Below are 11,907 nucleotides of genomic sequence, written 5' to 3'. Positions count from 1 at the left end.
ATTATGTCATTAGCAAATACATCAAAAAAAGGAAATGTTGTAATCATCGGCGCTGGTATTATCGGTCTATGTTCGGCATATTACCTGTTAAAGGCAGGTTTTAAAGTAACCTTATTAGAACAAGGGGATTTAAGCGATAATTGCTCATCGGGTAATGCTGGGATGATTGTGCCAAGTCATTTTATTCCTTTAGCAGCACCTGGCATGATTAGCAAGGGTATAAAATGGATGTTCAGCAGTAAAAGTCCGTTTTATGTAAAGCCATCTTTACACCCAGCACTAATTTCGTGGGGATTAAAATTTTGGCAACATGCTAATGCAAAACATTTAGAACAATCTGCACAGCCTTTGCGCGATTTACATGTACTCAGTAAACAACTTTATGAGGAGCTGGCTTTAGCACCTGAATTAAATTTCGGCCTAGAAAAAAAGGGAATATTAATGCTATATAAAAGCGAGGCAACAGGCGAAGAAGAGATTCATGTTGCAAAAAAGGCACAAGAACTAGGCCTTGATGTAGCTGTTTTAACTGCTCACGAAACCCAATCTTTAGAGCCAGATACCAAACTCGACATTTTGGGGGCTGTTCATTATCGATGTGATTCGCATTTATCACCCAATGATTTGGTAAAACAACTCATTTCATATATTAAAAATAATGGCGGCGAAGTAATTACAAACTGCAAAGTAAACCGTTTCGCTACAACGAACGGTACAATAAGTACCATTCACACTGAAAGTAAGCAATTTGAAGCGGATTTGGTTGTGATGACAGGCGGAGCATGGTTGCCAGCGCTAGCAAAAAAAGCTGGTTTAACTATTCCTGTAATGCCAGGAAAAGGGTACTCGTTTATGGTCGATCCAAAAGCGAATAAAATTCATCACCCGTCTTTATTATTAGAAGCAAGGGTGGCGGTAACGCCAATGAATGGAAAAATTAGGTTTGGTGGAACGATGGAAATAGCACCCATTAACCATCGTATTAACATGAACAGGGTAGAAGGAATTGTAAATTCAATTCCAGCGTATTATCCCGATTTTAACATAAGCGTTCCTCAACTTAAAGACATCTGGTATGGATTTAGACCTTGTTCGCCAGATGGATTACCGTACATTGGATATAGTAACAAAATTTCAAACTTAATTGTGGCGGGTGGCCATGGAATGATGGGGGTAAGTTTAGCCCCTGCAACGGGAAAATTGGTTTCGGAATTAGCGTTAGGTACTGCGTTATCTACCCCAATTGAGATGTACGCGGCCGGTAGATTTGATTAAAAATATTAACTCTAATTTTAATTGGCTTTTTAAAAAAGAAAAGCCACTTTTGCAATCTAGGTGAATGCATAAGATGAGCTAAAAAATGAGTTGAATATGGAAGAACTACTGGCAGATAAAGTATTGCATTTAGTAGAAAAGGATAATGATAAGCAGTTAAAATCTTATTTGAACGACCTCAACATTTCTGATGTTGAACACTTAATAGACGAACTTCCTCAATACGCCGTTAAGTTTATCGAAACCTTATCCATAAAACGAGCTGTAAATGTTTTTCGAATATTGGATTTTCCTACCCAAGAGAAAATAATCAAAAAACTACAGAGCAATAAACTTACGGAACTCATTAGGCAATTACCGCCCGACGATAGAACGGCATTATTGGGCGAACTCAAAGGCGATGCCGTAAAACGATTGCTTATTCTCTTAAACGATAACGATCGGATAGAAGCCTTACATCTTTTGGGTTACGAGGAAGATAGTGTAGGGAGATTAATGACACCTGATTTTATAGCCGTTAAAATCGATTGGACCGTAAATCGTGTTTTATCTCATATCCGTAGGTATGGGAAAAATTCGGAAACCATTGATGTAATCTATGTAATCGATAAAGATGGCATTTTATTAGACGACATTCGGATACGTGAAATTCTACTAGCAGATCCTGAAGTAAAAATAGGGGAATTAACCGATAATAGACTTATTGCCTTAAAGGTAAACGCCCCTCAAGAAGAAGCAATTCAGGTGTTTAGGATGAATAATCGTGTAGCTTTACCTGTAGTTGATGATTTTAACATTCTTTTAGGCATTGTAACTGTTGATGATATTTTGTGGATTGCCCATGAAGAATATACCGAAGACATTCATAAAATTGGAGGAACGCAGGCCTTAGACGAACCTTATCTTGATGTTCCTGTTTTTGAATTGTATAAAAAACGCGTTGTTTGGTTAATCGTATTGTTTTTTGGAGAATTGCTTACCATTATGGCGATGTCGAAGTTTGAGCATGAAATTGCCAAAGTAGTTATTCTTGCTACGTTTATTCCACTGATTATTTCGAGTGGAGGAAACAGCGGATCGCAGGCTGCAACATTAATTATCCAGGCCATGGCACTCGGTGAGGTTACCGTAAAAGATTGGTGGAATGTTATGCGCAGAGAAATCTTTTCTGGTATATTTTTAGGTGTTACACTATGTCTATTAAGTTTTAGTGTAATTGGTAGCTGGCATTTAATTGCACCCGATTTTAGCATACATTATGTTTTAATTGGCCTCGTTGTAGGTTGTTCGCTTATTGGTGTGGTGCTTTGGGGAACATTAATGGGCTCGATGTTACCTTTACTGCTTAAAAAATTAGGGGCCGATCCTGCGGCGTCATCAACCCCTTTTGTAGCAACACTGGTTGATGTAACGGGATTAATTATCTATTTTTCATTTGCTTTACTATTTTTAAAGGGTGTTTTACTCTAAGGTAAATGAACCAATAACTAATGAACCAATGAACAAATAACATGGATAATAAAACCATCGCCAAAACTTTTAAACTGCTAGCGCAATTGATGGAATTGCATGAAGAAAATCCATTTAAGATTAAATCGATTGCTAATGCTTCCTTTAAACTTGATAAATTGCCATTTACTTTAACCGGAAAGCCAATTGAAGAGATAGAGAAAATAGATGGGATTGGAAAAAGTATTTCTTCTAAGATCATAGAGTTGCTCGAAACGGGGAGGATAAAAGAACTTAATGATTTAGAAGCACGTACGCCTGCGGGAATCGTAGAAATGCTTGGAATAAAGGGAATTGGGCCCAAAAAAATATCGGTAATATGGCACGAGTTAAAAATTGATACTGTTGGCGAGTTATATTATGCTTGTAACGAGAATCGTTTAATCGAAGCAAAAGGCTTTGGCTTAAAAACACAGGAAGAAATAAAAAAGGTAATTGAGTTTAAAATGGCCGCAAATGGCCGATTTTTGTATGCTCATGTAGAACAGCTTATCAATAGCTTGTTTTCAGGTTTATCAGTTTGGTTAAATCAAGTAGCCGAAGGTTCTCTTTTAAGCATCGGCGGACAATTTAGGCGTTGTTGTGAGATAATCGATGAAGTCCAATTTATTATTGGAACGGATAATACGTCCGTTTCAACAAATTTATCTGAATTTGAAGCGGTCTCTTTTGAAGAAACTGCACAAGATCATTTTTCTGCTGTCACCGCAGTGGGGTTGAAAATAAAATTAAAAATTGTTCCGAAAACACACTTTTATTTAACCTGGTTTAAAGAAACGGGTAATGAGCATCATGTAAATGAAGTATTAAAAAAGATCACAAACACATCCTTTTCTAATGAGGAAGCCATTTATCTTGAAGCGGGTTTAACTTATATTGAGCCCGAATTGCGTGAAGGATTAAATGAAATAGAACTTGCTTCAAAACATAGTTTACCTAAATTAATCACATTTGCCGATTTAAAAGGAAGTTTACATAATCACTCTACATGGAGCGATGGTGTAAATACCTTAGAAGAAATGGCACTTTTTTGTAAAGACACCTTACATTTAGAATATTTAGGGATTTGCGATCATAGTAAATCTGCTTTTTATGCGAAAGGACTAGATGAACAAAGAATATATAGTCAACATCAAGAAATAGATGCTTTAAATAAGAAATTGGCTCCGTTTAGAATTTTTAAAGGTATAGAAAGCGATATTTTAAATGATGGTTCTTTAGATTACAGTGAAGAAGTACTGAAAACGTTTGATTTTGTAGTGGCATCTATCCATAGTCCTCTTAGAATGGACGAAGAAAAAGCAACTTCAAGATTAATAAGGGCCATTGAAAATCCCTACACCACAATTTTAGGTCACCCCACAGGTCGATTACTGCTTAGTAGAGCGGGCTATCCAATCGATTATAAAAAAGTAATTGATGCGTGTGCAGAAAATGGGGTAGTTATCGAGATTAACGCCAATCCTTTACGTTTAGATTTAGATTGGAGATGGCATCGCTATGCGCTAGAAAAAGGGGTGATGCTATCTATTAATCCAGATGCGCACCGCAGAGAGGGCTTTTACGATATGCATTTTGGGGTACTCGCCGCTAGAAAAGGAGGGCTTACGGCAGATAAGAACTTAAACTCTTTTAACCTCCACGAGATTATAGCGTATTTTAACTCTCGTAAGTAACACAACAATTTAATACCTTTGACCTATGATCAGTGAACTCGCAAATAAAATTTTTAATCAAGCCATAAGCGACTACCACCGGTTCGACCAGATCGATCAACCCATAGCAAATCCTTACGAAAAAGATAGTTTATCACATCTACTTTATCAAAAAAACTGGATCGATACCGCACAATGGCACATGGAAGATGTGGTTCGAAATCCAGAAATTGAGCCTGCTGAAGGGTTAAGTTGGAAAAGAAGAATTGATGCCCAAAATCAAGTGCGTACAGATATGGTCGAATTTATTGATAGTTATTTATTAAATCAATATAAAAATAGTATTCCACTACCCAACGCAACAATTAATACCGAAAGTCCAGCTTGGGCAATCGACAGGCTTTCTATTTTAGCCCTAAAAATTTATCATATGCAAGAAGAGGCCGAAAGACTTACGGCTACGCAAGAGCATCGCCTGCAATGTAATGCTAAGTTGGATATACTTTTGATGCAAAGAACCGATTTGTCGACCAGTATCGACGAGCTTTTAACAGATATTGAAGCGGGTAAAAAATACATGAAAGTTTATAAACAGATGAAAATGTACAACGATCCAAGTTTAAATCCGATCCTTTATAATCAACATAAATAATGCCTCAAAAAGGTAAAATCATTATTTTACGTTTTTCGGCCATGGGCGATGTAGCTATGGTGGCTTCAGTATTGCAAGAGTTTTCTGCCCAAAATCAAGATGCCGAGTTGGTTATGGTTAGCAGAGCAGCCTTCAAGCCTTTCTTTAACGACATCCAAAATTTAACTTTTCACGCCATTCATCCAAAAACGCTTCATAAAGGCTTTTTTGGCGCTTTTCAACTTTTTAAGGAGTTATTAGCCTATAAGCCGATTGCCATTGCCGATTTACACGATAATTTGAGAAGTAGGTTAATCTCTACTTTTTTTCGAATAGTAGGAACGGAAATTAAACGTATTGAAAAGGGAAGAGCTGAAAAACGAAAATTAACTAGACAGACTAATAAAATATTAAAACCACTTAAATTAACCGTTGAACGATATGCTGATGTATTTAGATTACTTGGATTTAACTTAAAGTTAAATCATCGTTTAAAAAAGAACGAAAAAGAGATACCAAACAATGCATTAGCCTATTTTAATGATCAAACAAAAAAACGAATTGGCATTTCTCCATTTGCACAACATATTTACAAAATGTATTCTTTAGCCAAAATGGAAAGTGTAATTACCGAACTTAATGCTTTAAACTATCAGATTTTTATTTTTGGGGGAGGTGCTGAAGAGCAAAATATTGCTGAAAACTGGGAAGTTCAATTTACGAATGTTAAAAATTTAATTGGTAGCTTTACTTTAACAGAAGAATTAGCACTAATTAGTCACTTAGATTTAATGCTGAGTATGGATTCGTCAGGTATGCACATGGCATCTTTAATGGGTGTTCCAGTAATTTCTTTATGGGGTCCAACTCATCCTTTTGCAGGTTTTTTAGGATATGGACAAAGCTTGGATAATTGCCTTCAAATAGAGCACCCTTCAAGGCCTACTTCTATTTATGGAAATAAACCATGTTTATGTGGAACGATACCTTGTATTGATAGAATTAACCCAAATGTAATAGTTCAAAAGATAAGAGAAAGGATAACGAATGGCTAAACGATTGCTACTCATACGTCATGCAAAATCAGATTGGGGAAACCCAAGTGTTCGAGATTTCGATCGACCCTTAAATAAAAGAGGATATGCCAATGCACCAGAAATGGGAAAGCGAATGGTGAATCAAAATATTTATCCCGATCTAGTTATCAGCAGTCCAGCTTTAAGAGCATTAACAACTGCAAAATATTTTTCAAAAGAATGGGAAATAGATGAAAATAACATCCAAACGGATAAAACTATTTATGAGGCGACTTTGAAAAATTTACTAAATGTAGTTCATCAATTCGATAATCGTTTTAATACCATCGCTTTATTCGGACATAATCCCGGCCTCACCGACTTCGCTAATTATTTAAGTGAGGTGAATATTTACAATATGCCAACCTGTAGTATTGTGATGCTCGAATTTTCTTTCAACGATTGGCATTTGGTAAGCAGCAGTACCGCTAAAGTTTTATTATTCGATTATCCCAAAAGTGGGGAAGATTAATTTAACAAACATTGGATGAGCATTAGCAACCTATCCTTAGCTAAAGAATTAATTTACCATAAATGTGATTTTGATTTTTCTGCACTAAAATTCGAAAAAGAAAGTATTGAATATGATTCTTGTACATTTAAGTTAAACGGGAAATCAGTTATTCACAGATCTGCAAAAATTACACCTCTTAAAATTGGTCAATTTGTTACCGTTTGGAAAAGAAACGAAAGCGGCCAAACTGCTCCTTTCCATAGTGGTGATGATTTTGATCTAGTGATTATCAGCACCAGAAATGTAAATTTATTTGGTCAATTTATTTTTCCGAAATCAATTTTAATCGAAAGAGGAATAATCACTACCGATCTAAAACAGGGTAAAAGAGGGATCAGAGTTTACCCAACTTGGGATGTAACGATGAATAAGCAAGCGCAAAAAACGCAAAAATGGCAATCTGCCTATTTCATTGAATCTTCTGAATTTTCAATAGAAAGAGTAAAGCAGTTATGCTTGTAGTTATTAATTAAAACCTCAAATGCTTTACCGTTGCCCCACCATTAATTAATTGCTTTAACGAATCGATCCCAATCCTTAAATGGCTTTCCACGTAATTCGTCGTTACCGAACTATCACTTTCGGCCGTTTTAACACCCTCAGGAATCATAGGTTGATCAGAAACAAGTAATAAAGCACCTGTTGGAATTTTATTAGCAAACCCAGTAGTGAAAATGGTCGCCGTTTCCATATCTACTGCCATAGCTCGTAACGTTTTTAAGTATTTTTTAAAATCTTTATCATGTTCCCAAACCCTTCTGTTGGTGGTATAACAAGTTCCTGTCCAATAATCTCGTGAATGATCTCTAATTGTAGTTGAAATTGCTTTTTGTAGCGCAAACGCTGGTAGAGCGGGCACTTCAGCAGGAAGATAATCATTCGAAGTTCCTTCGCCACGGATGGCAGCTATTGGCAAAATTAAATCTCCCAATTGGTTTTTCTTTTTCAAACCTCCGCATTTCCCTAAAAATAAAACTGCTTTAGGAGCAATGGCCGTTAACAAATCCATCATGGTTGCAGCTAGTGGACTTCCCATGCCGAAGTTAATAATGGTAATGCCATTTGCCGAGCAGCTTTGCATCGGTTTATCTAGACCCATAATCGGTGCATTATCATTCCACTCTGAAAACATGGTTAAATATTTGCTGAAGTTGGTTAATAAGATATATTTTCCAAATTCTTCTAAAGGGCGACCAGTATAACGGGGAAGCCAATTTTTTACAATATCATCTTTAGATTTTAACCCAGATTTAACTGGGGTTTCAACCTCTTTTATTTTTTTAGCCTTTTCTACAATTTTTTCGTCTTTTTTGACTTCCTTTTCTTCGTTCATAATTTTGATATTGGGTATTGAATACTGTGTGATGAGATAAATTACTCAGTATAAAAATACAAGTTAAAAAAAATCCCCTAGTTTAACTAGAGGATTAAGTTTTAAGCGGCTTTTAATTTCTTAAAATCAGCTTTTTCAAATTTCTCGAGTGCATAAGCTAAATCGATGTGTAATTCTTTAATATCAGTTGCTGAAGGCGTATCGTACATCGCATCGAGCATAATGGCTTCGCAAATTGATCTTAAACCACGTGCGCCTAATTTATATTCCATTGCTTTATCTACGATGAAATTTAATACTTCATCCTCAAAAACCAATTTCACGTTCTCGTACTCAAATAATTTTGTGTACTGACGCAATAATGAATTTTTAGGCTGAGTTAAAATGTTTCGTAAAGCTTGTAAATCGAGCGGATTTAAATGCGTTAATACCGGCACACGTCCAATTAACTCTGGAATTAAACCAAAGGCTTTTAAATCTTGAGGTGTGATGTATTTGTAAAGATTTTTTAAATCTAAATCGGCTTCGTCTTTCTTAACCTTGTAACCAACAGCTTGTGTACGCAAGCGATTCGCAATTTTACGTTCAATGCCATCAAATGCTCCCCCACAAATAAATAAGATATTATTGGTATTTACAGCAATCATTTTTTGATCAGGATGCTTTCTTCCACCCTGTGGAGGTACATTAACAATAGTACCTTCCAGTATTTTTAATAAAGCCTGTTGTACACCTTCGCCACTAACATCGCGCGTAATAGACGGATTGTCACTTTTTCGAGCAACTTTATCTACCTCATCGATGTAAACTATGCCTCGCTCTGCCGAAGCTACATCATAATCTGCCGCTTGCAATAAACGAGTTAAAATACTCTCAACATCCTCGCCCACATAGCCTGCTTCAGTTAATACTGTTGCATCAACAATACAGAAAGGGACATGAAGAATTTTAGCAATGGTTTTAGCCAATAAAGTTTTACCCGTTCCCGTTTCTCCAACGAGCATGATGTTAGATTTCTCAATCTCTACTTCATCGCGGTCAATTTTTTGGCTCAAACGTTTGTAGTGATTATAAACAGCAACAGAAAGAACTTTTTTTGCATCATCCTGACCGATTACGTATTGGTCGATATGCGCCTTAATCTCTGCTGGTTTTAAAAGAATAAACGACTCATCAAAAGCTTTACTTTTTTTATTCCCTAGCTCTTGAGCAAGTAAAACGTTAGCTTGAGTTACACATTTATCACATATATAAGCATCCATCCCCTCTATAAGCATTAATGTTTCTTGCTTAGGAGAGTTACAGAACGAACAGCGCGATTCTCTAGTTTGTTTAGCCATTTTTTTGTTGTGGGTTGTGGGTTGTGGGTTGCGGGTTTGGGCGCTTAAACTCGCAACTCATAACCTAATTATTTATTACCTCCTAATACCTCATCGATCATACCAAATTCTTTCGCTTCATCAGCTTTCATCCAATAATCTCTATCTGAGGCTTTCTCTACCCACTCGTAACTTTGACCAGAGTGTATAGAAATGATGTCGTACAATTCCTTTTTCAATTTAAGCATTTCTCTCAAGTTAATCTCCATATCCGACGCAACACCTTGAGCACCTCCAGAAGGCTGGTGAATCATTACGCGAGAGTGTGTTAAAGCAGCACGCTTTCCCTTAGCACCCGCAACCAATAAAACAGCACCCATTGAGGCTGCCATACCTGTACAAATTGTGGCAACATCAGGTGTGATGTACTGCATCGTATCATAAATACCTAAGCCAGCATACACTGATCCACCTGGAGAATTGATGTAGATCTGAATATCTCGGTTGGCATCTGTAGATTGTAAGAATAATAGTTGGGCTTGAATGATATTTGCATTTCCGTCATAGATAGCATCCCCTAAAAAAATGATACGATCCATCATTAAACGAGAAAAAACATCCATTTGAGCCACATTTAACTGGCGCTCTTCAATGATATAGGGAGTCATCGATTTAGGAGAATTGTTTGTAGCTCCGATATAACGGTCTACTGTTAATCCATTAATTCTGTGATGTTTAACAGCGTATTTTCTAAATTCGTCTTTATTTATCATGTTTGTGATTTTTTGCTTGGAGAATGGAGCTTAAGCTTCATCATCCATGTTGATTTTAGGTTAAATTATAATCTCCAAACTTAATATCAAAATATTAATGATTTTTTAATATTAATTTACAATTGAATGTTGTTGATAATGTATTCAAATGTATGGATAATTTAAGTAGACAAATAATATACCATTGGGAATTTAATGACAATATAGCATATTCAATGTCATGTATAACCACTATATACAGTAAGAGCAGCTTATGGTGGCTGCTCGTACTGTATATCTTATAATGGAGTTTTGCTCTTTTGGCTACTTCAACTCCACAAATTTAGCATACCCAATCTCTTTTTGATCAAGGGTGGCAACCGATTTAATATAGTCGAAAACTTTTAATGCTTTTACTTCATCAAAAATACGATTGGCATTTTCCTTTTCCTGTAAAAATGTAGTTGTGTATTGCGCTAACTGATCTTCTGGCATAGGGGATGGACTATACATTCTGAATTGGGCATCTAAACGTTGCTTTGCAGTTTCAAAAACATCTTTGTAATCGATTTTAATTTCATTGTCGTTAATGATTTTATTCTCGATTAAGGTCCATTTTAAGTTTTTAGCAAAATCGTCATAGCCTTGTGCTAACTCTTCGTCTGTTAACTTCTCGTTAGTAGCTTTTAACCATTTACGCAAAAACTCATCTGGCAATTCCATTTTAGTCTCCGTTGTTAACTGCGTGTAAATGTCGTTTTGCAACTTGCGATCAGCATCTTGTTGAAACATACTTTCAATCTCTTCGGTAATTTTAGCTTTAAAACCCGCTTCATCAGTCACTACACCTGGGCCAAATACTTTATCGTAGAACTCTTGATTTAAATCTGATTCTTCTAAACGATTAACATTTTTAACGGTAACTTGGAATTTAGATTTTAATTCCTTAGCATCTTCTTCGCCAATGTTCAGCAATTTTGCAATTATGGTTTCGTTGTTATCAAATGCCTTTTGAATGTCTAATTCAAATACATCATCTTTTTTCAAGCCCACCAATGTTTTTAAAATCTTTTTATCCGTAACTAAATCCGTGCGAATAGAACCTGTACTGTTAATTCCACCTTCAAATACGGTCCTATCTGGAGATAATTGTGCCAATTCAGCGTAAAGTACATCGCCCTCGGCCGAAACGTCAGGGTTAGTCATCTTCCCGTAGCTTTTACGGATATTCTTAATACGGCCTGCTAAGGTTTCCTCATCCGCTTTAACATTATAAGCAATGAATTTATCTTTTGAAGTAATTTCTACATCTACCGTTGGTGATAGACCCAATTCATAAGTAAACTCGAATTCATCCGTATTGTCCCATTTAAATTCTTTATTGTCGTCTAATACCGGTAAAGGTTGACCAAGTACTTCTACTTTGTTTTCTGTTAGGTGTTTTGTTAACGTTTCAGTTAATAAAGTATTAATTTCTTCGACTAAAATGCTTTTGCCATACATTCTTTTCATGTGGGCAACTGGTACCATTCCCTTACGGAAACCTGGTAAATTTGCTTTCTTTGCTTGCTCTTTAAGCGCTTTATCAACTCTTGGAGCATAATCTTCAGGTGCAAATGTAATTTTTACAACTGCATTTAAATCGTCAACTTTTTCCTGTGTAATGTTCATTTTAGAATATTTTTTAATTCCTAATAAAGTCTTTTAAAAATAAAACCGCTCCAATTTATATTGGAACGGCCTTATCTTTTTGTGCGGAAGAAGGGACTCGAACCCCCACGCCGTGAAGCGCCAGATCCTAAGTCTGGTGCGGCTACCAATTACGCCACTTCCGCAGTTAGGA

General features: G+C 36.2%; 11 protein-coding genes and 1 tRNA gene. 7 read left to right on the top strand and 5 right to left on the bottom strand.

Annotated features, from left to right (window positions below; translation table 11 throughout):
- Positions 1-3 precede the first annotated feature (3 nt).
- The 7 genes from WG904_RS11050 to WG904_RS11020 all read left to right on the top strand — a co-directional run bounded on the left by WG904_RS11050 (position 4) and on the right by WG904_RS11020 (position 7,122).
- The gene (locus WG904_RS11050; protein WP_339579376.1) at positions 4-1,275 is read left to right on the top strand and encodes an NAD(P)/FAD-dependent oxidoreductase; all 1,272 of its coding nucleotides are present in this window, start codon (positions 4-6) and stop codon (positions 1,273-1,275) included.
- 96 nt (positions 1,276-1,371) lie between these two features.
- Positions 1,372-2,745, top strand: a complete 1,374-nt coding sequence (gene mgtE, locus WG904_RS11045) for a magnesium transporter (RefSeq protein ID WP_339579375.1) — start codon at positions 1,372-1,374, stop codon at positions 2,743-2,745.
- Positions 2,746-2,786: 41 nt separating this feature from the next.
- Complete coding sequence (locus WG904_RS11040; RefSeq protein WP_339579374.1) at positions 2,787-4,460, top strand: helix-hairpin-helix domain-containing protein; 1,674 nt, start codon at positions 2,787-2,789, stop codon at positions 4,458-4,460.
- A 25-nt stretch (positions 4,461-4,485) separates the two neighbouring features.
- Positions 4,486-5,091: a DUF4254 domain-containing protein gene (locus WG904_RS11035; protein ID WP_339579373.1), complete on the top strand. Its 606-nt coding sequence runs from the start codon at positions 4,486-4,488 to the stop codon at positions 5,089-5,091.
- Positions 5,091-6,125 carry a glycosyltransferase family 9 protein gene (locus WG904_RS11030; RefSeq protein ID WP_339579372.1) on the top strand — a complete coding sequence of 345 codons (1,035 nt, stop codon included), beginning with the start codon at positions 5,091-5,093 and terminating at the stop codon, positions 6,123-6,125. Before WG904_RS11035 ends, WG904_RS11030 begins: the two co-directional genes overlap by 1 nt.
- Complete coding sequence (locus WG904_RS11025; protein WP_339579371.1) at positions 6,118-6,618, top strand: SixA phosphatase family protein; 501 nt, start codon at positions 6,118-6,120, stop codon at positions 6,616-6,618. Before WG904_RS11030 ends, WG904_RS11025 begins: the two co-directional genes overlap by 8 nt.
- 15 nt (positions 6,619-6,633) lie before the next feature.
- Complete coding sequence (locus WG904_RS11020; protein WP_339579370.1) at positions 6,634-7,122, top strand: MepB family protein; 489 nt, start codon at positions 6,634-6,636, stop codon at positions 7,120-7,122.
- Between the two features lie 7 nt (positions 7,123-7,129).
- On the opposite strand, the gene WG904_RS11015 is transcribed toward WG904_RS11020, so the two are convergent.
- The 5 genes from WG904_RS11015 to WG904_RS10995 all read right to left on the bottom strand — a co-directional run bounded on the left by WG904_RS11015 (position 7,130) and on the right by WG904_RS10995 (position 11,899).
- Positions 7,130-7,993, bottom strand: a complete 864-nt coding sequence (locus WG904_RS11015) for an AMP nucleosidase (RefSeq protein ID WP_339579369.1) — start codon at positions 7,991-7,993, stop codon at positions 7,130-7,132.
- Between the two features lie 101 nt (positions 7,994-8,094).
- Positions 8,095-9,333 (bottom strand): ATP-dependent Clp protease ATP-binding subunit ClpX, encoded by a 1,239-nt coding sequence (gene clpX, locus WG904_RS11010; RefSeq protein WP_339579368.1) that lies wholly within the window; start codon positions 9,331-9,333, stop codon positions 8,095-8,097.
- A 68-nt stretch (positions 9,334-9,401) separates the two neighbouring features.
- Complete coding sequence (clpP, locus tag WG904_RS11005) at positions 9,402-10,085, bottom strand: ATP-dependent Clp endopeptidase proteolytic subunit ClpP (RefSeq protein WP_339579367.1); 684 nt, start codon at positions 10,083-10,085, stop codon at positions 9,402-9,404.
- Between the two features lie 303 nt (positions 10,086-10,388).
- Entirely contained in the window at positions 10,389-11,735 is a 1,347-nt protein-coding gene (gene tig, locus WG904_RS11000) for a trigger factor (RefSeq protein WP_339579366.1), read from the bottom strand.
- A gap of 82 nt (positions 11,736-11,817) precedes the next feature.
- Positions 11,818-11,899 (bottom strand) — tRNA-Leu (locus WG904_RS10995).
- Positions 11,900-11,907: the final 8 nt, after the last annotated feature.

This window comes from Pedobacter anseongensis (assembly GCF_037482965.1).
Taxonomy (GTDB): Bacteria; Bacteroidota; Bacteroidia; order Sphingobacteriales; family Sphingobacteriaceae; genus Pedobacter; species Pedobacter anseongensis.
Note: the sequence above shows the minus strand (reverse complement) of the source record. Positions and strands in the feature narration are given on the sequence as shown.